This is a genomic window from Arthrobacter sp. PAMC25284 (assembly GCF_019443425.1).
Taxonomy (GTDB): Bacteria; Actinomycetota; Actinomycetes; order Actinomycetales; family Micrococcaceae; genus Arthrobacter; species Arthrobacter oryzae_A.
This window is the reverse complement of record NZ_CP080382.1, coordinates 179,469-200,970: the sequence shown is the minus strand read 5'-3', so window position 1 is coordinate 200,970 and position 21,502 is coordinate 179,469. Positions and strand designations below refer to the sequence as shown.

Sequence of the window (21,502 nt, the reverse complement as noted above, 5' to 3'; positions counted from 1 at the left end):
ATTTAATGCACAGCATCTCCAAGACCGCAGGCGAAGCGACGGACCGCGGGATCCACCCCGGCCCCGGCGCCTGCGGACAGTGTCCTGCCCACCATGACCCGCGACCGGCCGTTCGCGTGGCTCCTGCTGGTCACCGGCGTCGTCGGCTGGCTTGCCTCCGGGGGCCTGGTGCTGGAGAAACTGGAAGTCCTGAAAGACCCAAACCACGTCACCGTCTGCGACGTGAACCCTTGGATATCCTGCGGCGACGTGATGCAGACGCCGCAGAGTTCGGTTTTCGGCTTTCCCAATATGTTCATCGGAATTGTGGCCTTCGCGGTTATCATCACGACGGCTATGGGTATTCTCGCCGGCGCCCGCTTTGCCCGCTGGTACTGGCTCGGGCTTCAGACCGGCGTGACGCTGGGCTTCATCTTCGTCGTATGGCTCTGGTCCCAGGCCCTGTACTCGATCCATATTCTGTGCCCGTTTTGCATGGTTGTCTGGGCGGCCATGATCCCGCTTTTTGTCTGGATAACCGTCCGCAACATCTCCCACGGCGTCATCAGGCTCCCCGCCCGGCCGACCCGCATTCTCGGCGAGTCGGGTTGGATCATCACGGCGCTGCTGTACATCGCAGTGGTCGCCACCATCTTCTTCGCTTTCCTCCCCGTCTTCGTCGGGACGTCCGGCTACTGACCGGTCAAACACCGCGAGGTGACAGCCAAGGCCAATGTTCACCACGAACTTTGGCCTTAACTGTCACCTCGGCGGGGCCGGGATCGGGAAAACTAGAACCAGATCTTGATCTCGCGCTCGGCCGAATCCACCGAGTCAGAACCGTGGACCAGGTTCTGCTGCACGGCCAGGCCCCAGTCGCGGCCGAAGTCGCCGCGGATGGTGCCGGGTGCCGCCGTCGTCGGGTCGGTTGTGCCGGCGAGCGAACGGAAGCCTTCGATGACCCGGTGACCTTCAAAAATCGCTGCGACGACCGGTCCGCTGAGCATAAATTCAACCAGGGGCTCGTAGAACGGCTTGCCCACGTGCTCCTCGTAGTGCTGCTCCAGCAGTTCGCGGCTAGCGTTGACCTTCTTGAGGTCGGCCAGGGTGTAGCCCTTGGCTTCGACCCGGCTCAGGATGCTGCCGGTCAGGTTGCGGGTGACGCCGTCGGGCTTGATCAGGACTAGGGTGCGCTCAATGCTCACAACTGCTCCAATGTGTGGGGGTGGTGGATTGGGGACAAGTCTACGGGTTCCGGGCGCCGGGTTCAGGTTCGCTGCCGGCCGGATGCGCCGCCTCCCACGCGGCCTGTTCGCGGTCGCGCTGGGCCGCCTCCCGGTCAATCCGGATGCCGGTCCTGATGCCGTACCACCAGGCCACCGCGAAGAGCGCACCGACCAGATACATCGCGGGTTCGAAGATGCCGGATGCGATCAGCACAAGCTGCAGGATCCAGCCCAGGCCGATGCCCCAGGGCTTGGTCACCACGGCGCAGGTGAAAGCCAGCACCAATGCCAAGCCAATCCCGACCGAGAAGATCAGTGCCGGGGAGAACTCGTCGCGCCGGAGCCCGAAGACAGCGAGCGTGCCGAAGACCGCGACGAACGCTTCAAGCAGCAGGACCGTCGAGGCGAACATAACCTTGGTGGATCGGCGTTTCTTGGGCATACCCGGGCGCCATTCGCGCTGGGCCTTCGTCAGTTTTGCCATGGCTCAGACGTCCGCCTTTCCAAGCAGGATCCGGGCTTCCGCGACCAGGGTGATGGATCCGGTGACGAGCACTCCGCCGGCCAGGTCCTCGTTGTCCTCGGCACGCTCCACAGCCCATTCCAGCGCGTCGTCGAGTTTCTCGGCGATGTGGATGTTGTCTTCGCCGAAGCCCAGGTCGACCGCGAGTTCCGCGAGGTCCTCGGCCGGAACCGCCCGGGGCGAGTTGGACTGCGTGAAGCAGTACTCCGTGGCGAGGTCGCCGAGGGATTCCTTGAGCTGGCGGAGGATTTCCTCGGCATCCTTTTCCTTGAGGACGCCGACAACGGCCACAAGCTTGGTGAAGTTGAAGGCCTCGTGGATGGCCTCGGCGGAGACCTGGATACCGGCCGGGTTGTGGGCGGCATCAACGATAATGGTCGGTGCCGTCCGGACCACCTCGAGGCGGCCGGGCGAGGTGACGGTGGCGAAGGCCTCCTGCAGCACCTCGGCGTCGAGCGCCTTTTCCCCGCCGAAGAACGCCTCAAGCGCGGCAATCGCAACGGCGGCGTTTTCCGCCTGGTGGGCGCCGTGCAGCGGCACCAACAGGTCCTCGTACCGGCCGGCGATGCCCTGGATGGTGACCATCTGTCCGCCGACGGCCACGGTCCGGGCCTCGACGCCGAACTCCACGCCCTCGAACCGGAACGGGACCTGGACCTCGTTCGCTTTCTCCAACAGGACCTGGGCCGCGTCCATGGGCTGGGCGGCACTGATGAGGAAGCCACCGGGCTTGATGATGCCGGCCTTTTCGTGCGCGATGTCTTCCGTGGTGTCGCCCAGCAGCTCCGTGTGGTCCAGGGAGATGGGGGTGACGACAGAGACCTGGCCGTCGCCGACGTTTGTGGCATCGGTGATGCCGCCCAGGCCCACCTCCATAACGCCGACGTTCACCGGCTGGTCCGCGAAGACCGCGAACGCCAGGATGGTCAGGCACTCGAAGTAGGTCAGCCGGGGCTGGCCCTCGGCTTCAAGCTCGCCGTCGACGATCTGCAGGTAGGGGCGGATCTCGTCCCAGATCCGGACGAACGTCTCATCCGCGACGGGCGCGCCGTCGATGCTGATCCGTTCGGTGACCTTGGACAGGTGCGGGCTCGTGTACCGCCCGGTGCTCAGGCCGTGGGCGCGGAGCCCGGCCTCAATCATCCGGGCCGTGGACGTCTTGCCGTTGGTGCCGGTGATATGGATGATCGGGAAGGCCTTCTCCGGCTCCCCCAGAATGTCCATCGCCCGGCGCAGCGGAGCCAGCCGCGGCTCCATCTTGTTTTCCGGCGCGCGGCCCAGCAGTTCGGCGTAGACGCTTTCTACGGAAAATTCGTCGGTCATGGCTTAGGCCCCTACTTCGGCGGTTACTTTGTCGACGGTGATCTGCGGTTCCTTGACCTCGGCCGGAACGGTATCCAGCCGGACGGTCAGGGTCTCGGCCTGGACCAGCCCGGCGTTGGCGAGCAGCGCATCGATGATGTTCCGGGATGCGGTGACCGTGGTGTGGATCCGGTCGCTGACGTTCAGCCCGGCGTCCTTGCGGGCCTGCTGGATGGCACGGACCATGTCACGGGCCGCGCCTTCGGCTTCAAGCTCCGGAGTGACTTCGGTGTTGAGCACCACGAAGCCGCCGCCGGGCAGGACGGCAGCGGCCCGTGAGCCTTCCCCGTCCGCGGCTTCGGCGACGACCGTTTCCAGGGTGTACTCCTGCGGCTCGAGGTCGAGTCCGCCGGCGGTCACCACACCTGCGTCGCTGACCGACCAGTCGCCTGATTTGGCGCCCTTAATGGCCTGCTGGACGTTTTTGCCCAGCCGCGGGCCGGCGGCGCGGGCGTTGACCACGAGCTTCTGCTCAATTCCGAACTCCTCCGGGGACGCGCTATCGGCGTCGAGCAGGCGCACGGAGCGCAGGTTCAGTTCGTCCTCGACGACGGCGGCGAAGCCCGCAAGTGCGTCAGCGCCGGGCGCCACGACGGTGAGTTCCTGCAGCGGCAACCGGACCCGGAGGTTGGCGGCCTTGCGGAGTGAGGATCCGGTGGAGCAGATCTGCTGGATCCGGTCCATGGCTTCGACCAGGTCCGGGTTGGCCGGGAACAGCGCCGCCTCCGGCCAGTCGGCCAGGTGCACGGAGCGTCCGCCGGTGAGGCCGCGCCAGATTTCTTCGGAGACGAGCGGCAGCAGCGACGCCGCCACCCGGCATACGGTCTCCAGTGCGGTGTAGAGCGCATCGAAAGCGTCCGTGTTTTCGTCGAAGAAGCGCTGGCGGCTGCGGCGGACGTACCAGTTGGTGAGCATGTCCAGGTAGCCGCGCAGTTCATCGCAAGCGCCGGAGATGTCGTAGCTGTCCAGCTGGGCCGTCATGTTGCGGACCAGGTCGCCGGTGTTCGCCATGAGGTACTGGTCCAGGGTGTCGGCGTAGCCGTCGTAGCGCAGCTTCGCGTCGTACCCGGCCGCTTGTCCGCCGGATGCGCCGGCGGCGTTCGTGTACAGCGTAAAGAAGCTGTAGACGTTCCACAGCGGCAGGATGACCTGGCGGACGCCGTCGCGGATGCCCTGCTCAGTGACCACGAGGTTGCCGCCGCGCAGGATGGGGCTGGACATCAGGAACCAACGCATCGCGTCGGAGCCGTCGCGGTCCAGGACCTCGGAGACGTCCGGGTAGTTCCGCAGGCTCTTGGACATCTTCTGGCCGTCGGAGCCGAGGACGATGCCGTGGCTGATGACGTTCCGGAAGGCCGGCCGGTCGAAGAGTGCGGTGGAAAGGATGTGCAGCATGTAGAACCAGCCGCGGGTCTGGCCGATGTACTCGACGATGAAGTCCGCCGGGTTGTGGGTGTCGAACCATTCCTCGTTCTGGAACGGGTAGTGAACCTGGCCGTAGGGCATCGAGCCGGAGTCGAACCAGACGTCCAGGACGTCCTCGACACGGCGCATCACGGACTGGCCTTCTTCCGGGGTGCGGGGGTCGTCCGGGTTGGGGCGGGTGAGGTCGTCGATGAAGGGCCGGTGCAGATCCACCTGGCCCTCGTTGTTCAGCGGCAGCCGGCCGAACTCGGCTTCGATCTCGGCGAGGGAGCCGTAAACGTCGGTGCGCGGGTACTCAGGGTCCGTGGACTGCCAGACCGGGATGGGGCTTCCCCAGTAGCGGTTGCGGCTGATGGACCAGTCGCGGGCGTTGGCGAGCCACTTGCCGAACTGGCCGTCCTTGACGTTGCCCGGGATCCAGTTGATCTCCTGGTTCAGCTCGGACATCCGGTCCTTGAACTTGGTGACCTCGACGTACCAGGAGGACACGGCGCGGTAGATCAGGGGATTGCGGCAGCGCCAGCAGTGCGGGTAGCTGTGCTCGTAGCTGGCCTGGCGGACCAGGCGGCCCTGGGCGCGCAGGACCTGGGTGATGGGCTTGTTGGCCTCGAACACCTGCAGTCCGACGATCCCGGCGAGGTCCCCGTGCCCGAACAGTGGCAGGAACTTCGCGCCCTCGTCGACGGAGAGGACCACGGGGATGCCGGCCTCTTCACAGACCTGCTGGTCGTCTTCACCGTAGGCGGGAGCCTGGTGGACGATGCCGGTACCGTCGGTCGTGGTGACATAGTCGGCCACGAGGAAGCGCCAGGCGTTCTCGGTGCCGAACTTCTCGGTATCAGCGAAGTCGTTCCAGAGCGGATCGTAGGAGAGTCCTTCGAGCTCGGCGCCGGCGTGCCGGGACGTGATGGCTGCTTCGGCGGCCGCGGCACCCTCGGCGCCGTCACCGTAGCCCAGATCCTTGGCGTAGGCGCCCAGCAGGTCCGCCGCGAGCAGGAAGCTGCCGGTCACGGGTGCCTCCGCGGCAGCCGCCTTGACGCCGTGCGGTCCTGCCGGCAGGACGACGTAGGTGATGGCGGGTCCGACGGCGAGCGCGAGGTTGGTGGGCAGGGTCCAGGGCGTCGTGGTCCAGGCCAGCGCCTGCACACCGGCCAGCGTGCGGGACAGCTCAGACTCCCCCGCAGTGATCGGGAAGGTGACGGTAACGGTCTGATCCTGGCGGTTCTTGTAGACGTCGTCGTCCATGCGCAGTTCATGGTTGGACAGCGGCGTCTCGTCCTTCCAGCAGTACGGCAGGACTCGGTAGCCGTTGTACGTCAGGCCTTTTTCGTGCAGTTGCTTGAACGCCCAGAGCACGGATTCCATGTACTCGACGTTGAGGGTCTTGTAGTCGTTCTCGAAGTCCACCCAGCGCGCCTGGCGGGTGACGTAGCTCTTCCACTCGTCGGCATACTTCATCACGGAGGCGCGGCAGGCGTCATTGAACTTGTCGATGCCCATGGCCTCGATCTGGGTCTTGTCCGTCATGCCCAGCTGCTTCATGGCTTCCAGCTCGGCGGGCAGTCCGTGGGTGTCCCAGCCGAAGCGGCGCTCGACGCGGCGGCCGCGCTGGGTCTGGTACCGGCCGACCAGGTCCTTGGCGTAGCCGGTGAGGAGGTGACCGTAGTGCGGCAGTCCGTTGGCGAACGGCGGGCCGTCGTAGAAAACGAATTCGTTGCTGCCGGGCTTGCCGCCGGGCAGGTCGGCGTCGCGCTGGTCGATGCTGGCCTGGAACGTGCCGTCTTCGTCCCAGTACTTAAGGATCCGCTCTTCGACTTCCGGGAACTTCACGGAAGCCGACACACCAGAGGTGTTGGAAACAGAGGTGGTGGCGCCTGCACCGGATGGTGCGGCGGAGGCCTTGGGGTAATGGGTCATCTCGACATCCTGGGTTGAGCTGGTGAACACGGGATTCATTCAGGATGCGAGGACGGCCCGTGCGCGCGTCTCCAACCTCGTTGGAGACCTACGCCGGCACCGCGGTACCACCTCACTTACCGGCACCGGTCTGCCCCTGTGACCAGGAACTGCTCCGGCATCGGCCGCTCATTACTGCTGTGACGGGCTTACCCGTCCGGTTCTACTGACCACACGCCGGGACGGCGGGCGGTTTTCTTCCGGAAGCTCACCGGTGATGGCCGGGTCAACGCTGGTCCTTCAAGTCTAGCGGCTCCCGCGGGCCGCCCCGCAACCCGGTCAGCCGGCCAGGTGTTCCAGCATGGCGGCCGCCATGGCCTTCGGCGAATCTTCGGTGGGGATGTGTTTGCCGGCCACCTCCACCAGGTCCGCGCCGGGGATCTCGGCGACGTAGCGGTGCGCGAACTCCACCTTTTGGAACCCGTCGTCGCGTCCCCACACGAGCCGGGTGGGTATGCCGGCTGCCTGGAGCGCTGGAACCAGGTCCAGGGTGTACCGGGAATCGGCGGCGCCGGCCATGGCCATCCAGGAACGGTGCCGGGCCGGTTCGCTCCACGGCGAGAGGTAGTCGGTGAGTTCCGCGGCGCTGAGTTCCCGCCCCACGGCCTTCTGGGTGGAGACTGCACGGCCCTTGAGAAGGTCCTCGGCCGTGGTGGCGGCACGCACCGCCGGATCCCGGAACCGCTCGACGGCGGGGACGGGCCAGGAGTCGAACATCACGGCGTTCATGAGGATCAGCTTCCGGACCCGCCCGCTGGCCGCCGCCAGGTGCTGGGCGATGCCGCCGCCGATGTCGTGGCCAGCGAGGTCGAAGCTTTCCAGTCCCAGGGCGTCGGCTGCCGCGAGCACGGACCCGGCAAGCGCCGGTATGGTGGCCTGCTCCAGGGTAATTTCGCCGTCGCTGCGGCCGAAGCCGGGCAGGTCCAGGGCGATGCAGTGGCGTTGGGCGCCAAGGGCCGGCAGTACCGGTTGCCAGACCCGGCTCCAGAATGTTCCGTGCAGGAGAAGCAGGGGTTCAGCATCGGCTGGACCGCTCTCCAGGTAGGAAAGCGTGGTTCCGTTGACGTCGACGGAGCCGCGTCGGAGGTCACTGCGTGAATTCACGGAGGCAAACCTTTCGGTCGGGACTGTTGGTTGAGCGGAGCGGCGCCGATAGGGCTCCTGTGACGGTGTCCGGCGGAGGTGCCGCGAAACAGCGACGGGGCGGACCGTTTCCGGTCCGCCCCGTCTGCGTTTTCAGGCGGCGCCGCGCGCCGGGTAGTCGTGTTCCTGGGCGTAGCGCAGGCCGGCCATGATGTCATCCAGGGCCGGACGGCCGAACGGCATCGTGGCGGTGCTGGACCAGAAGAGACTGCCGTCGTCATCGAGGACGAAGATACCGGGTTCGCTGAACAGGTCCGGCTCGCCGTCCTTGATGGCCTTGGACAGGTTCAGACCCCATGCGCGGGCCGAAGCTTCGCTCAGTCCATGGGCGACGGGCACATTGTTCAGGCGCCACTTCTCCACCACTTCGGCGCTGCGTTCCGCGGTTTCCATGCTGACGGCGACAACGCGGCCGATGCCGGCGTCCTTGAGTTCATCGAGGCGCTTGTCCAGCTCGGTGAGCTGTTTGCGGCAGATGGGGCAGTGCAGGCCGCGGTAGAACACCACCAGGCTGAAGCGGCCATCGGCGCCGGTTCCCAGGTTCAAATCCGTGGTGGTGCCGCCGCTGACGAGGTCCAGGGCGAGCGCGGGCGTTTGCTGTGTAGGGATAAGTGTCATGGTGTGGTCAACGGGCCCTGGGCGCGGGATATTCCCGGGGCGGCGTGTCACTAACCGTTGCGGATGAGCTTGTGGTTGGCGGGCTGCGCCACCGGCCGCACCGTGATCTGGTCCAGATTCACATGATGCGGTGCCGTGACGGCGTAGCGGATGACGTCCGCGACGTCCGCGCCTGTGAGGGGCTTTTCCACGCCCTGATAGACCTTGGCGGCCGCGTCCGGATCACCGCCGAGGCGGTTGAGCGCAAATTCCTCTGTCTGGACCAGGCCAGGAACCACCTCGATCACGCGGACGTTGTGCTCGGCTTCTTCGAGCCGGAGCGCCCCCGTGAGCGCGCGCTGGGCCGATTTCGCCGCGTTGTAGCCGCCGCCGCCTTCGTAGGCGGACAGCGCCGCCGTCGAGGTCAGGTTGAGGACGGTCCCCTCACCGCAGGCGCGCAGCATGGGAAGGAAGGCCCGGATCAGTTTCATGCTGCCCAGAACGTTGACCTGGAACATCCATTCCCAGTCCTCCGTTTTCGCGGAGCCGATGTGGTCGGTGCCGCGGGCGCCGCCGGCGATGTTGATGAGGGTGTCGGCGCCGCCGGCGCGGGTGACCTCGTCCAGGAGGCGGGCGACGTCGGCGTCGATGCTCACATCCGCGGGGAGCGCGACGGCGCCCGTTTCCGCAGCGAGCGCCGCCAGCCGGTCCGCGCGGCGGGCGACGGCAAATACCGTCCAGCCCGCCGCGCAGAGCGCCCGCACAGTGGCGGCTCCGATTCCGGTGCTGGCGCCGGTGACTACTGCTGCTTTGTGCCCTTGTACGTCAGTCATGGCACCACCCTAGCGGATCAGGATACGGGCGGCCGCGGCGGTCCGGACGGCTGAAACTACGGCTTCTGGCTCTCTTCCTTGAGGTCCTCAGGCTCGATGCCCAGGATATCCAGCTTGCCGCTCTTGCGGTCCTCGAGGTACTCCTTCATCAGGCGCTTGATCACCGGCAGCAGCATGTACACGCCGAGGAGGTTGATGAACGCGCAGATGAACAGGGCGGCATCGGCGAAGTTCAGCACCTGGGTGAAGGTCAGAACGGTGCCGATGACGGTGAAGAGCAGGAACACGCTCTTGTAGGTGATCTCGGAAACCTTGCTGCGGCCGAAGAGGTACTCCCAGGCTTTCAGGCCGTAGTAGGACCACGTGATCAGGGTGGAGAAGGCAAACAAGGTCACGGCTACGGCCAGCACCACGGGGAACCATGGCAGCACGGTGGCGAAGGCGTCCGAGGTGAGGATCACGCCGTCGGGAGCACCGTCCCCGGCCTGGACCTGGTCAATACCGGCCTGGAGGCTCGGCGCCCCGGCGATGATGATGGCCAGTGCCGTCATGGTGCAGATGATGACCGTGTCGACCATCGGCTCGAACATGGACACGAAGCCTTCGCTCACCGGCCGGTGGGTCTTGACGGCCGAGTGCGCAATCGGTGCCGAACCCAGGCCGGCCTCGTTGGAGAACGCCGCACGCTGGAACCCCACGATCATCACACCGACAAAGCCGCCGGCCATCCCGGAGGGGTTGAAGGCGCCCGTGATAATCGAGCTGAACGCGGCCGGCACATGTTCCAGGTTCACCAGGATCACGAAGAGGCAGGCCAGAACGTAGATGATGCCCATAGCCGGAACCAGTTTGCTGGTGGTGGAGCCGATGGATTTGATGCCGCCGAGGATGACTGCGGCAACGAGGGCGGCGAGGATCACGCCGAAGATCAGGGCTGCACCGGCGTTACCGAGGAAGCCCTCTTCACCGCCGGTGACATTCCGCAACTGCGCGAACGTCTGGTTGGCCTGGAACATGTTGCCGCCGGCGATGCCGAAGATCAGGATGGCGGCGGCGAAGATACCGGTCAAGGTTTTGGCCGGGATGACGCCGAACTTCTTGAAGGCGATCGGCAGGTACTTGAAGGGACCGCCGGTGACGGTTCCGTCGGCGTGGACTTCACGGTATTTGACGCCAAGGGTGCATTCGGCGAATTTGGTGGCCATGCCGAGCAGGCCGGCCAGGATCATCCAGAAGGTCGCGCCGGGGCCGCCGAGGGCCATCGCGGCGCCCACGCCGGCGATATTTCCGAGCCCGACGGTTCCGGAGAGCGCAGAGGTCAGGGCATGGAAATGCGGCACTTCGCCGGGGTCGGATTTGGACGAGTAACGCCCCCGGATGACCTCCAGTGAGGTTTTGAGGCCGCGGAACTGGATGAAGCCGAAGTAGAAAGTGAAGATGACGCCGGCCGCGATTAGCCAGGCCACCACGACGGGGAAGCTGACGGACCCGATTGTCACGGGGAAGAACACGATATTGGAGAAGACTTCGGTGACGGGCTGGAAGACGGAGTCAATTGCCGCTTCGACGGAGGTTATCCAACTCTCATCGTGGGTCGCCATAGGTACTGCCAGGTAGGTTGCCATTCCACTACTAGACCGCAAAATTTTCGTGATGGCAATCACACGCAAGAGAGCTAACGAGTACTGTTTAGTTTCACTGAAGTGTTGCTCCGGAGAACCGCGCGCGGGGGTTGTGGCGTGCTGCCGCGTCCGGCGCGGCAGCGGTCCCGGCCGACGGCATCCATCAGGCCGGTGTCCGTGAAAGAATTGGCCCATGGCTGAAGACACGCAGGGTACAGACACGCCCACCACCGCCCCCATCAACGTTCCGGACAAGCCCGCCCTTGAGGGGCTTGAAGCCGCCCTCACCCGGCGCTGGCTTGACGAAGGGACCTACAAGTTCAACTCGGACACCACGCGCGAGCAGGTGTATTCGATCGACACTCCCCCGCCCACGGCGTCGGGGTCCCTGCACGTCGGGCACATGTTCTCCTATACCCAGACCGACGTCCTGGCCCGCTACCAGCGGATGACGGGCAAAAACGTCTTCTACCCGATGGGCTGGGATGACAACGGCCTGCCCACCGAGCGCCGGGTCCAGAACTACTACGGTGTCCGGTGCGATCCCGCCACCCACTACGATGCTGCCTACCGTCCGCCGGCCGAGCCCGCCAAGAACCAGCGCGACTTCGACGTCGTCTCCCGCCGGAACTTCATCGAACTCTGCGAAGAACTCGCCGTCGAAGACGAAAAGGTCTTCGAGAACCTCTTCCAGACCCTCGGCCTGTCCGTCGACTGGGATCTGACCTACCGCACCATCGATGACAAGTCCCGGGCCATTTCCCAGCGGGCCTTCCTGGCCAACCTCGCCGCCGGTGACGCGTACATGGCCGAGGCGCCCACCCTGTGGGACGTCACCTTCCGCACCGCAGTGGCCCAGGCCGAACTCGAGGACCGCGAAGTCGCCGGCGCCTACTACCGGTACCCGTTCTTCACCGCCGACGGCGAGAAGATCTATATCGAGACCACCCGGCCCGAACTGCTCGCCGCCTGCGCCGCACTCGTCGCGAATCCCGACGACGAACGGTACCAGCCGCTGTTCGGCCAGAAGGTCACCTCTCCCCTGTTCGGTGTCGAGGTCGAGGTCAGAGCCCACCCCCTCGCCAAGGCGGACAAGGGCTCCGGCGTCGCGATGGTCTGCACCTTCGGTGACCTGACCGACGTGACCTGGTGGCGTGAACTGCAGCTGCCCACCCGCGCGATCGTGGGCCGCGACGGCCGTATCATCGGTGACACGCCGGAGTGGATCACCACCGAGGAGGGCCGCTCCAACTTCGCCGCGATCGCCGGCAAGACGGTGTTCGGCGCCAAGGAAGGCGTCGTTGAGCTCCTCACCGCCGCGGACCTGATCGATGGCGAGCCGAAAAAGATCATGCACCCGGTCAACTTCTTCGAAAAGGGCGATAAACCTCTCGAAGTGGTGACCTCACGCCAGTGGTACATCCGCAACGGCGGCCGCGACGAGGACCGCCGCGAACGTCTCATTGGCCGCGGCAGGGAGATCGAGTTCCACCCGGCCTTTATGCGCTCCCGTTACGAGAACTGGATTTCGGGCCTCAACGGCGACTGGCTCGTGTCGCGCCAGCGCTTCTTCGGCGTGCCGGTGCCGGTCTGGTACCCGCTGGACGCCGACGGCAACCCGGATTTCACTGCCCCGATCGTGCCTGCCGACGAGCAGCTCCCGGTCGATCCCGCCGCCGACGCCGCTCCCGGCTACGAGGAATCCCGGCGCGATGTGCCGGGCGGCTTCACGGGCGACCCGGATGTGCTGGACACCTGGGCCACTTCTTCGCTGACCCCGCAGATCGTCGGCGGCTGGAGCACGGACGAGGCGCTCTTTGCCAAGGTCTACCCCTTTGATGTGCGCCCGCAGGGCCACGACATCATCCGGACCTGGATGTTCTCCTCCGCGGTGCGGGCCGACGCCCTGCAGGACACCGCGCCGTGGAAGCACGCCGCCGTCTCCGGCTGGATCCTGGACCCGGACCGGAAGAAGATGTCCAAGTCCAAGGGCAACGTGGTGGTACCCACTGATGTGCTTGAGGAATACGGCTCCGACGCCGTCCGCTACTGGGCGGCTTCGGCCAAGCTCGGCGCGGACACCGCCTACGAGATCGCGCAGATGAAAATCGGCCGCCGCCTGGCCATCAAGCTGCTCAACGCCTCCAAGTTCGTCCTGAACCTGGGCGCCACCGAGAACTCCGTGGTCGCTACGGATCTCTCGGTAGTGACCAACCCGCTGGACCGGGCCGTCCTGGCCCAGCTATCCGACGTGGTCCAGCAGGCCACCAAGGCGTTCGATAACTACGACTACGCCCGGGCCCTGCAGATTTCCGAGAGCTTCTTCTGGCATTTCACGGATGACTATGTGGAGCTCATCAAGGACCGCGCCTACGGTGCCGCCGGTGAGGAGCAGCAGGCATCTGTCCTGGCCGCTTTGGCGACGAGCCTGGATACACTGCTGCGGCTTTTCGCCCCGTTCCTCCCCTTCGCCACGGAGGAAGTCTGGGGCTGGTGGCGGGCCGGTTCCGTGCACCGCGCCGCGTGGCCCTCCGCCGTGGCAGTCGACGGCGACACCACCCTGCTGGCGACCGTCGGCGCTGCGCTGAGCGGAATCCGCAAGGCCAAGTCAGAGGCCAAGGTCAAACAGCGGACCGAGGTGCTGTCAGCGACCATCACGGCCGCCGCATCAGTCACCGCGCAGCTGGAGGCCGGCCTGGCCGATCTCAAGGCCGCGGCTAACGCCCGGGAGCTGACATTGCTCGCCGGCGACGGCGAACTGACCGTCGGCGACGTCGTGCTGGCACCCGCCGAGCAGCCAGCGCAGGCCTGACCCGGCCGCACCGGGAATCCGGAACTAACGAAAAAGGGGGGTTTCTGCCCGGCCGCGGCCGGGCAGAAACCCCCCTTTTTCGTGTCCGCCGTCTCCTGCCGCCGGGTAGGCGCCCGGTCCGGTCGGTGATGGCTTTGTCAGCGCGGAAACTTCCTGGCGCGCCGCTGCGGAACGACACCGACGGCGATCATCCCGGCCACCACTCCGGCGGCAATGGCAATGATGGTCTCCGCCAGCGCGTTACCGGTGCCGGTCAGCGTCGGCCCGCGTAGGGCACCGAGGGCGCCGAGGACCCCGGTGACCAGCAGTGCGGTCCCCGCGCCGCCGGCAACAGCCAGGGTCCTCAGCATGACCGGGCGGCGGCCACCTGCACGCAGCCGGTACACGACCGGCCAGCCGGCAGCCACCAGGACCGGCGCCAGGTGGTACGTGGTCTCCGGGTTCAGCAGCGCCAGCACCAGCCACAGCACGGCCAGGGCCGCGGAAACGGACGCGCCGGTCCGCGTCCCGGACACCTCAGCTCTCCGCGGAGGTCACGAAGTAGGTCAGCGTGGGCGCCGCGGCGAGCAGGCTTCCCAGCTCGGTTGCGCCGTCACCGGCACGCCACTCGCGGTACGCGGCGTCCTGTTCCAGCGACGCCCAGCGTTCGACGACGAGCATGTGCGCCGGGTCATGGTGGTCAACCAGCACCTCCACACCGAGGCAGCCGTCGAAGGCCTGGGTACCGGCGAGGATGTCGCGGATCATGTCCGATGCGGTGTCGAGGGATTCCGATTTGAGGTTCAGGTCAAGGTGGACAGTCAGGGACATAACGCTCCAATGAGGGTAGTTGGCAAGGCTGGCAGGCCACGGCCGCGGCGACGCGTGGATGTCGCCAAGCTGGCGGCCGGCCGGCTTGTTTAGGGAACAATGACCGCCGCGGAGTTGTTCCCTCAGTAAGCGCATGGGTCCCGGACGGGCTATGCCATACCTAAGGAGCACCATGGTCAAGGCTGTTTGGAACGGCGCCGTCATCGCCGAATCCGACGACACGGTAATGGTCGAGGGAAACCACTACTTCCCGCGCGAGTCCGTGGACGAGCGGTACCTCAAGGACAGCGGGATGTCATCTGCCTGCCCGTGGAAGGGCACGGCCAGCTATCACACTCTCGAGGTCGACGGGGCGGTAAACGCGGATGCCGCGTGGTACTACGCCGACCCAAAGAGCCGGGCTGCGTCGATCAAGGGTCACCTCGCGTTTTGGCGCGGCGTGAGGATCGAGGCCTGACGGCCGGCCCGGAAGGCCGTCACCGCCGCTGGCGGATGGCAGTGCTGCCGGGTTGACCGCCGGGTTAAATACCGAAGGCCACGACGGATCCTATCCGTCGTGGCCTTCGGCGTGTCCGGTCCGGAGACCCGTTATTTAATGAAACCTTTTTCCTTCAGCCAGGCCGCCGCAGCGTCCTTCGAGCTGAGCTTCTGGTCGCCGGAGACGTCGTCGTTGAGGCGCAGCAGGTCCTCCGTCGTGAGGACCCCGGAAACCTTGTTGAGGACCTCAATGGCCTTGGCGTCCAGGCGACCCGCACGGACCAGCGGCAGCACCTGCTGCGCGGCGAAGTTGCTCTTCGGGTCCTCCAGGACCACAAGGTTGTTTTTGGCGATCAGCGGCGAGGTGGTGAACACATCGGCTGCCTGGATCTGGTCATCGAGGAGGGCCTTAACAGTCACAGGGCCACCGCCGTCACTGAAGGGGACAAACTCCTTGGGGACGCAACCGTAATTGGCTTCCAGCCCGGGCAGGCCCTGCGGCCGTTCTTTGGCTTCCGGGGGCATGCCGAGGGCGATCTGGTCACAGATCTTTCCAAGGTCTGCCAGGGTTTTCAGCCCGTACTTGTCCGCCGTCGCCTGGGTTACGACGATGGAGTCCTTATCCTCGGCCTGCGCCGGTTCGAGCACCTGCAGGTCGGCGGGGAGCTTGCCCGGCAGCGCGGCCATCACGTCGGCCGCGCTGGAAGCCGTGGCGGTCGTGTCCACATAGCGCAGCAGGTTGCCGCTGTAGTCCGGGACGAGGTCGATCGAACCGTCCTGCACCGCGCGGACGTACACTTCGCGCGACCCGATGCCAGGCTTCGTGGAGGCGGTGATGCCCGCGGCGTTCAATGCCCCGGCGTAAACTTCAGCCAGCGTTTGGCTTTCAGGGAAGTTCGCGGAGCCAATGACCAGCGGGGCTCCGGGTGTTGCCGGGGCGGCTGAAGTGCCACTGTCGAGCGGGTTGGCGCCGGAGCCGCAGGCAGCCAGCGAGAGAGTCAGTAGTGTTCCCGCAGCGAAGACCATGCTGCGTGTCAGAGAGCGTCTCATGTTCGTGATCCTTCAGGTTGTGAGTTCGGGACTGCGGGCCGGCAACGATGGCATCGCTGGCGGACCGCCTTCCGGAACTATCATGCCTCATCAAATTCAGGGACATGGGCAACCTGATCCGGTGCGGGGCCCCGCTCCTCTGGCGGGAGGGGGTGGGCCGGGGTTTTTGGGCAAAGGGGAAGCCCCATCAGCGTTGGCCGTTGGTGGGGCTTCGACTTTCGGTTGCCACGTGACGTCTTAGGCAATCTGGCAAGATCCTCAGATGTCCAGGTTTTCCTACCTCGTCACTGGTAGCCATCATCTGACTTTGCCGAAGGCTGCGTCGGATGAGTGTCACTGAATCTTTGGTTCCTGCGTCCCTCTTCTTTCGAAGTGGGTACAGTCAAGTATTCTCCCGGTCCCGCCGATAGGCAAGGGCCCCGGGAGAATTACAGGTGAGTAATTCTTGCGGGCCCCTCAGTGCTGAACAACCCTGTGCCCGATGTCCGGTGCGGGACACTCAGTTGAAGTCGGGGCTTTCGGTGCGGCTCCGCTTGATTTCAAAGAAGTAGGGGAACGACGCGAGGGTCACCGTGGCGTCCCAGATACGACCGGCGTCTTCGCCCCGCGGGATACGGGTCAGCACCGGTCCGAAGAACGCGGTCCCATTGAAGGCGACGACGGGCGTGCCGACATCCTGGCCGACCAGCGAAATGCCGGCCTCGTGGCTTGTGCGCAGGTGTGCGTCGTAGTCCTCGCTCTGGCCGGCTGCGGCCAGTTCGGCCGGGAGCCCGACGTCGGCCAGCGACTTCGCAATGACCGCCTCGACGTCGGTGTTGCCCTCGTTATGGATCTGGGTGCCCATGGAGTCGTAGAGCGGCTTAATGACTTCGGTGCCGTGCTGCTGGGCGGCAGCGGTAATCACCCGTACCGGCGCCCAGGCTTTGGCCAGGAAATCCTTGTACTGCTGCGGCAGTTCGTCGCGGCCGTCGTTGAGCACGGCGAGGCTCATAACGTGCCACTCGGTCTGGATGTCACGGACCTCTTCAACTTCGCCGATCCAGCGGGAGGTGACCCAGGCGAAGGGGCACATCGGATCAAACCAGAACTCGGCCTTGTTGGCGGCTGTTTCAGACACAGGTGATCTCCTCAGGAAGAGTCAGCGGGGAAAAATGCGCACGGTGCACTGATACTTCCAGCGTGCCGCGGCCCGGATTTATTCCGGTTCAGGCAGATTTCCGTCGCTTGACGTCATCATGGGCGATGAGCGTCGGCGCGGCCTTCTTGCTGACGACTTCCTCGGTGATGATGACGCTGGCGATGTCATCCCGGCTCGGGAGATCAAACATCACCGGCAGCAGGACTTCCTCCATGATGGCGCGGAGACCACGGGCGCCGGTGCCGCGTTCCAGGGCCTGGTCCGCGATCGTGTTGAGCGCCTCCTCGGCGAAGACGAGTTCGACGCCGTCGAGCAGGAACATCTTCTGGTATTGCTTCACCAGGGCATTCTTGGGGGTCGAGAGGATCTGGATCAGAGCGGCACGGTCAAGATGTGAGACCGTCGTGATAACGGGAAGCCGGCCAATGAATTCCGGGATGAGGCCGAATTTGAGCAGGTCCTCCGGCATCACTTCGCCGTAGGAATCGGTGGTGTTCTTGGCCTCATTAAGTGGGGCCCCAAAGCCGATCCCCTTGCGTCCGGAGCGCGAACCGATGATTTCTTCGAGACCGGCGAAGGCCCCGGCCACGATGAACAGAACGTTCGTGGTGTCGATCTGGATGAATTCCTGATGCGGGTGCTTGCGTCCTCCCTGCGGCGGGACAGACGCGACGGTGCCTTCGAGTATTTTCAGGAGGGCCTGCTGCACGCCCTCGCCGGAGACATCGCGGGTAATCGACGGGTTTTCGCTCTTACGGGAAATTTTGTCGATCTCATCGATGTAGATGATGCCCTGCTCGGCTTTTTTGACGTCGTAATCCGCGGCCTGGATGAGCTTGAGCAGAATGTTCTCGACATCCTCGCCCACATAGCCGGCTTCGGTCAGGGCAGTGGCATCGGCGACCGCGAACGGTACGTTGAGGCGGCGGGCCAGCGTCTGGGCCAGGTAGGTCTTACCACACCCGGTGGGGCCGATCAGCAGGATGTTGGACTTGGCGATCTCGACGTCGTCGTGGTGCACACCCTCGGCGAGGCTACCGCTCTTCGGGGCGTGCCCGGCCTGGATCCGCTTGTAGTGGTTGTAGACCGCGACGGCGAGGGAACGTTTGGCGGGCTCCTGCCCGATCACGTACTCCTGCAGGAAGTCGAAAATTTCACGGGGTTTGGGCAGCTCCAAGCTGCCCAGGTCAGCGACTTCGGCGAGTTCTTCTTCGATGATCTCGTTGCAGAGTTCGATGCACTCGTCGCAGATATAGACGCCGGGCCCGGCAATGAGCTTGCGCACCTGCTTCTGGCTCTTTCCGCAGAAAGAGCACTTCAGCAGATCCGTGCTCTCGCCAATCCGAGCCATATGTGAACCCCTTTTGTATCTTGCCACCGGCGGCAACTTGCTGCTGTGCGGCACTGCATCTGTTGCTGGAATCATGGACAATCCACCCAGACGCGAGCCGTGACATATTCCACTCTAGGTCACTTTGGACCCGTTGAGTGGGAAGCGGACGCCGGTGCGGTCATTCGGTGTAACCGCACCGGCGTCAGCGACTGCGTGCTAGCGGGTAATCGCCTGGGGCTTGATCTTCCGTGAATCGAGGACCTGGTCGATCAGGCCGTAGTTCATGGCTTCGGCAGCGGTCAGGATCTTGTCCCGCTCGATGTCGTTGTTGACCTGCTCCGGGGTGCGGCCGGAGTGCTTGGCCAGGGTGTCTTCCAGCCAGGCCCGCATACGCATCACTTCCGCGGCCTGGATTTCCAGGTCGGAAGCCTGGCCGCCCTGACCGCCGGACAGCGACGGCTGGTGGATCAGCACCCGGGCGTTGGGCAGCGCCAGGCGCTTGCCGGGCGTTCCGGCCGCCAGCAGGACGGCCGCAGCGCTGGCCGCCTGGCCGAGGCAGACGGTCTGGATCTCCGGCCGGATATACGTCATGGTGTCGTAGATCGCGGTCATGGCGGTGAAGGAACCGCCCGGAGAGTTGATGTAGAGGGTGATGTCACGGTCCGGGTCAGTGGACTCGAGCACCAGCAGCTGGGCCATCACGTCGTCGGCGGAAGCGTCGTCAACCTGGACACCGAGGAAAATAATGCGGTCCTCGAAAAGCTTGGTGTACGGGTCCTGGCGCTTAAAGCCGTAGGGGGTGCGCTCCTCGAACTGCGGCAGCACGTAGCGGCTGCTCGGCAGGTTACCGGCCGTCGAACCGAAGTTGTAGTTCATGTTCATTGCTCCTGAATTCATTGCTGTCTACGTGCCGGTCAGTTCTCGGTGCCGGTGCCGCTGGCGTTGGTCCCGCCGCCGCCGGCCACAGAACCCGCGTGCGCGGCAATCTTGTCGAAGAAGCCGTACTCGAGGGCCTCCGACGCGGTGAACCATTTGTCGCGGTCGTTGTCCTTGAGGATGGTCTCCACGCTCTGTCCGGTCTGGTCGGCGGTGAGTTCGGCCATGACCTTCTTCATGTGCAGGATCAGTTCGGCCTGGATCTTTATGTCCGAGGCTGTGCCGCCGATTCCGCCCGACGGCTGGTGCATCAGGATGCGGGCGTTGGGGGTCGCGTAGCGCTTGCCCTTGGTGCCGGAAGACAGCAGGAACTGTCCCATGGACGCCGCGAGGCCGGTGGCCACGGTAACGACGTCGTTCGGGATGAACTGCATGGTGTCGTAGATCGCCATGCCGGCCGTGACTGAGCCACCCGGTGAGTTGATGTAGAGGTAGATGTCCTTTTCAGGGTTCTCTGCCGAAAGCAACAGCAGTTGCGAGCAAATCGCGTTGGCGTTCTCGTCGCGGACCTCGGAGCCGAGCCAGATGATGCGCTCTTTCAGCAGGCGGTTGTAAATGTAATTATCCTGGGCGGCCGGATCGACCGTAGCCATCCGGGGAGCCCCTGCGTGCTGTGACATATGTACTTACCTCTCGCTGGCGACGGTGACGTCACTGAACGACGTCACTGAACTTTCCTACATGGACACTAACCGTTTTCGCGGCCCGTTTGTGCGCGGGCGCCGGGCTGTTCGCTGACGGCGCACGATTGGGCCCGCATCCGGCGCCGGGGCCGGGCGGACGTGCCATCCGGCTTAAAAGCGGCAGCCCCCGGATCAGTAATCCAGGGGCTGCCGGCGATGTTTGCCAGGGGCAGATGTTAGAACTTCACTGCTGCCGGGTCGTCGCTCGGCGTAGCCTCTGCGGCTGCTTCCTCGGAAGCGTCGACGTCGGTTTCCTCAACGGCGGCCGTCTCGACGGAAGCCTCTTCGTCGCCGGGACGGACGAAGTCACTGAGGTCAACATTGTTGCCCTCGGAGTCGGTCACCTCTGCCTGGCCGAGGACGACAGCCAGGGCCTTCCGGCGGCGGACCTCGGAAACCATCATGGGTACCTGGCCGCTCTGATCGATGATCTGAGCGAACTGGTTCGGGTCCATGCCGTACTGGCCGGCGGTGGTGACGATGTAGTCGATCAGCTCGTTCTGGCTGACGTTGACTTCTTCCTTTTCAGCGATCGCGTCGAGGATGATCTCGTTCTGGAAAGCACGCTCGGTGTTGGCCTTGACCTCGGCGCGGTGCTCGTCGGTGTCGTGCTCGCCCTCGCCGTGGGAGTTCTCGGCCTTGAAGTGGGCTTCGAGCTGCTCTTCGACGACGGACGCCGGTACCGGAACCTCAACGAGCTCGACGAGCTTGTCCAGGACCTTGTCGCGGGCTTCTACGCCCTGCTCGACAACCTTGGATTCGGCAGCCTGCTTGGCGAGATCCTCGCGGAGCTCGGCCAGGGTGTCGAACTCGCTGGCCAGCTGAGCGAAGTCATCGTTGGCTTCCGGCAGCTCGCGCTCCTTGACCGATTTGACGGTGACCTTGACCTGCGCGGACTCGCCGGCGTGCTCGCCGCCGACGAGGGTGGTCTCGAAGATGGCGTCCTCGTCTGCGCTGAGGCCGGTCACGGCCTCGTCGAGGCCTTCGAGCATGGTGCCTGCGCCCACCTGGTAGGACAGGGCAGCGGCGGAGTCAACTTCGGCGCCGTCGATGGAGGCGGCGATGTCGATCGTCAGGAAGTCGCCGTCGGCGGCCGGACGGTCGATGGACTTCAGCGTGCCGAAGCGGCCGCGGAGCTCATCGAGGGCCTTGTCAACGTCGACGTCGGAAGACTCTGCGGCAGCTACCTCAACCTTGAGACCGGCGTAGTCGGGCAGTTCGATTTCCGGGCGAACGTCAACCTCGGCGTGGAACTTGAGCTCACCATCGGTGGCGGACGGGTCCGGGACCTCGGTGATCTCGACCTCGGGGCGGCTCAGCGGACGGATGCCGGTTTCCTGCACGGCAGCCTGGTACCAGCCATTGAGGCCTTCGTTGATGGCCGTCTCCAGGACGTAGCCGCGGCCGACGCGCTGGTCAATGAGCTTGGAGGGGACCTTGCCCTTGCGGAAACCGGGGACCTGGATCTGCGAAGCAACAGTCTTGTATGCCTCTGCGATGCTGGGCTTCAGTTCCTCAAAGGGGACCTCAACATTGAGCTTGACCCGCGTGGGGGTGAGGTTCTCGACAGCGCTCTTCACAGTCTAAGTACTCCTGG

Annotated in this window: 18 protein-coding genes and 1 pseudogene; 3 read left to right on the top strand and 16 right to left on the bottom strand. The window is 65.1% G+C overall.

The window, feature by feature from the left end; all coding sequences use genetic code 11:
- Window positions 1-84: 84 nt before the first annotated feature.
- A pseudogene (locus tag KY499_RS00955) lies at window positions 85-678 on the top strand (vitamin K epoxide reductase family protein); the annotation flags it as partial.
- A gap of 92 nt (window positions 679-770) precedes the next feature.
- Here KY499_RS00955 and ndk read toward each other — a convergent pair.
- The 8 genes from ndk to KY499_RS00915 form a co-directional block, all read right to left on the bottom strand.
- Window positions 771-1,184, bottom strand: a complete 414-nt coding sequence (gene ndk / locus KY499_RS00950) for a nucleoside-diphosphate kinase (protein WP_123255688.1) — start codon at window positions 1,182-1,184, stop codon at window positions 771-773.
- 40 nt (window positions 1,185-1,224) lie between these two features.
- Window positions 1,225-1,689: a DUF4233 domain-containing protein gene (locus KY499_RS00945; RefSeq protein ID WP_219886039.1), complete on the bottom strand. Its 465-nt coding sequence runs from the start codon at window positions 1,687-1,689 to the stop codon at window positions 1,225-1,227.
- 3 nt (window positions 1,690-1,692) lie between these two features.
- Complete coding sequence (locus tag KY499_RS00940; RefSeq protein WP_123255686.1) at window positions 1,693-3,051, bottom strand: folylpolyglutamate synthase/dihydrofolate synthase family protein; 1,359 nt, start codon at window positions 3,049-3,051, stop codon at window positions 1,693-1,695.
- Window positions 3,052-3,054: 3 nt separating this feature from the next.
- Entirely contained in the window at window positions 3,055-6,432 is a 3,378-nt protein-coding gene (gene ileS, locus KY499_RS00935; protein WP_219886038.1) for an isoleucine--tRNA ligase, read from the bottom strand.
- 318 nt (window positions 6,433-6,750) lie between these two features.
- Window positions 6,751-7,575, bottom strand: coding sequence for an alpha/beta fold hydrolase (locus KY499_RS00930; protein ID WP_123255685.1), 825 nt, complete (start codon window positions 7,573-7,575; stop codon window positions 6,751-6,753).
- A gap of 132 nt (window positions 7,576-7,707) precedes the next feature.
- The gene (locus KY499_RS00925; RefSeq protein WP_123255684.1) at window positions 7,708-8,232 is read right to left on the bottom strand and encodes a peroxiredoxin-like family protein; all 525 of its coding nucleotides are present in this window, start codon (window positions 8,230-8,232) and stop codon (window positions 7,708-7,710) included.
- A gap of 50 nt (window positions 8,233-8,282) precedes the next feature.
- Window positions 8,283-9,044: an SDR family oxidoreductase gene (locus KY499_RS00920; RefSeq protein ID WP_123255683.1), complete on the bottom strand. Its 762-nt coding sequence runs from the start codon at window positions 9,042-9,044 to the stop codon at window positions 8,283-8,285.
- A 56-nt stretch (window positions 9,045-9,100) separates the two neighbouring features.
- Window positions 9,101-10,669: a sodium:alanine symporter family protein gene (locus KY499_RS00915; protein ID WP_258190877.1), complete on the bottom strand. Its 1,569-nt coding sequence runs from the start codon at window positions 10,667-10,669 to the stop codon at window positions 9,101-9,103.
- A gap of 190 nt (window positions 10,670-10,859) precedes the next feature.
- Here KY499_RS00915 and valS point away from each other — a divergent pair, with 190 nt between their 5' ends.
- A complete protein-coding gene (gene valS / locus KY499_RS00910) occupies window positions 10,860-13,478 on the top strand; it encodes a valine--tRNA ligase (RefSeq protein ID WP_219886037.1) in 2,619 nt (872 codons plus the stop codon).
- Between the two features lie 137 nt (window positions 13,479-13,615).
- On the opposite strand, the gene KY499_RS00905 is transcribed toward valS, so the two are convergent.
- A complete protein-coding gene (locus KY499_RS00905; RefSeq protein WP_123255680.1) occupies window positions 13,616-13,993 on the bottom strand; it encodes a hypothetical protein in 378 nt (125 codons plus the stop codon).
- Between the two features lies 1 nt (window position 13,994).
- Entirely contained in the window at window positions 13,995-14,288 is a 294-nt protein-coding gene (locus KY499_RS00900; RefSeq protein WP_123255679.1) for a putative quinol monooxygenase, read from the bottom strand.
- Between the two features lie 172 nt (window positions 14,289-14,460).
- Between KY499_RS00900 and KY499_RS00895 the strand changes: the two genes are divergently transcribed.
- Window positions 14,461-14,745 carry a DUF427 domain-containing protein gene (locus KY499_RS00895; protein WP_123255678.1) on the top strand — a complete coding sequence of 95 codons (285 nt, stop codon included), beginning with the start codon at window positions 14,461-14,463 and terminating at the stop codon, window positions 14,743-14,745.
- 131 nt (window positions 14,746-14,876) lie between these two features.
- Here the strand turns inward: KY499_RS00895 and KY499_RS00890 are convergent, their stop codons facing one another.
- The 6 genes from KY499_RS00890 to tig form a co-directional block, all read right to left on the bottom strand.
- Window positions 14,877-15,815, bottom strand: a complete 939-nt coding sequence (locus tag KY499_RS00890; protein WP_123255677.1) for an ABC transporter substrate-binding protein — start codon at window positions 15,813-15,815, stop codon at window positions 14,877-14,879.
- Window positions 15,816-16,314: 499 nt separating this feature from the next.
- Window positions 16,315-16,932, bottom strand: coding sequence for a DsbA family protein (locus KY499_RS00885; RefSeq protein WP_123255676.1), 618 nt, complete (start codon window positions 16,930-16,932; stop codon window positions 16,315-16,317).
- Window positions 16,933-17,020: 88 nt separating this feature from the next.
- Window positions 17,021-18,304, bottom strand: coding sequence for an ATP-dependent Clp protease ATP-binding subunit ClpX (clpX, locus tag KY499_RS00880; RefSeq protein WP_219886036.1), 1,284 nt, complete (start codon window positions 18,302-18,304; stop codon window positions 17,021-17,023).
- Between the two features lie 198 nt (window positions 18,305-18,502).
- The gene (locus KY499_RS00875) at window positions 18,503-19,162 is read right to left on the bottom strand and encodes an ATP-dependent Clp protease proteolytic subunit (RefSeq protein ID WP_123255721.1); all 660 of its coding nucleotides are present in this window, start codon (window positions 19,160-19,162) and stop codon (window positions 18,503-18,505) included.
- Window positions 19,163-19,200: 38 nt separating this feature from the next.
- Entirely contained in the window at window positions 19,201-19,815 is a 615-nt protein-coding gene (locus KY499_RS00870; protein WP_123255674.1) for an ATP-dependent Clp protease proteolytic subunit, read from the bottom strand.
- A 266-nt stretch (window positions 19,816-20,081) separates the two neighbouring features.
- Window positions 20,082-21,485, bottom strand: coding sequence for a trigger factor (tig, locus tag KY499_RS00865; protein ID WP_123255673.1), 1,404 nt, complete (start codon window positions 21,483-21,485; stop codon window positions 20,082-20,084).
- Window positions 21,486-21,502: the final 17 nt, after the last annotated feature.

Excerpts from the sequence above, each read along its gene's own strand:
- KY499_RS00945 (WP_219886039.1), bottom strand. The coding sequence starts at position 1,689 with ATGGCAAAACTGACGAAGGCCCAGCGCGAATGGCGCCCGGGTATGCCC.
- KY499_RS00940 (WP_123255686.1), bottom strand. The coding sequence starts at position 3,051 with ATGACCGACGAATTTTCCGTAGAAAGCGTCTACGCCGAACTGCTGGGC.
- ileS (WP_219886038.1), bottom strand. The coding sequence starts at position 6,432 with ATGACCCATTACCCCAAGGCCTCCGCCGCACCATCCGGTGCAGGCGCC.
- KY499_RS00925 (WP_123255684.1), bottom strand. The coding sequence starts at position 8,232 with ATGACACTTATCCCTACACAGCAAACGCCCGCGCTCGCCCTGGACCTC.
- KY499_RS00920 (WP_123255683.1), bottom strand. The coding sequence starts at position 9,044 with ATGACTGACGTACAAGGGCACAAAGCAGCAGTAGTCACCGGCGCCAGC.
- KY499_RS00915 (WP_258190877.1), bottom strand. The coding sequence starts at position 10,669 with ATGGCAACCTACCTGGCAGTACCTATGGCGACCCACGATGAGAGTTGG.
- valS (WP_219886037.1), top strand. The coding sequence starts at position 10,860 with ATGGCTGAAGACACGCAGGGTACAGACACGCCCACCACCGCCCCCATC.
- KY499_RS00900 (WP_123255679.1), bottom strand. The coding sequence starts at position 14,288 with ATGTCCCTGACTGTCCACCTTGACCTGAACCTCAAATCGGAATCCCTC.
- KY499_RS00895 (WP_123255678.1), top strand. The coding sequence starts at position 14,461 with ATGGTCAAGGCTGTTTGGAACGGCGCCGTCATCGCCGAATCCGACGAC.
- KY499_RS00890 (WP_123255677.1), bottom strand. The coding sequence starts at position 15,815 with ATGAGACGCTCTCTGACACGCAGCATGGTCTTCGCTGCGGGAACACTA.
- clpX (WP_219886036.1), bottom strand. The coding sequence starts at position 18,304 with ATGGCTCGGATTGGCGAGAGCACGGATCTGCTGAAGTGCTCTTTCTGC.
- KY499_RS00875 (WP_123255721.1), bottom strand. The coding sequence starts at position 19,162 with ATGAACTACAACTTCGGTTCGACGGCCGGTAACCTGCCGAGCAGCCGC.
- KY499_RS00870 (WP_123255674.1), bottom strand. The coding sequence starts at position 19,815 with ATGGCTACGGTCGATCCGGCCGCCCAGGATAATTACATTTACAACCGC.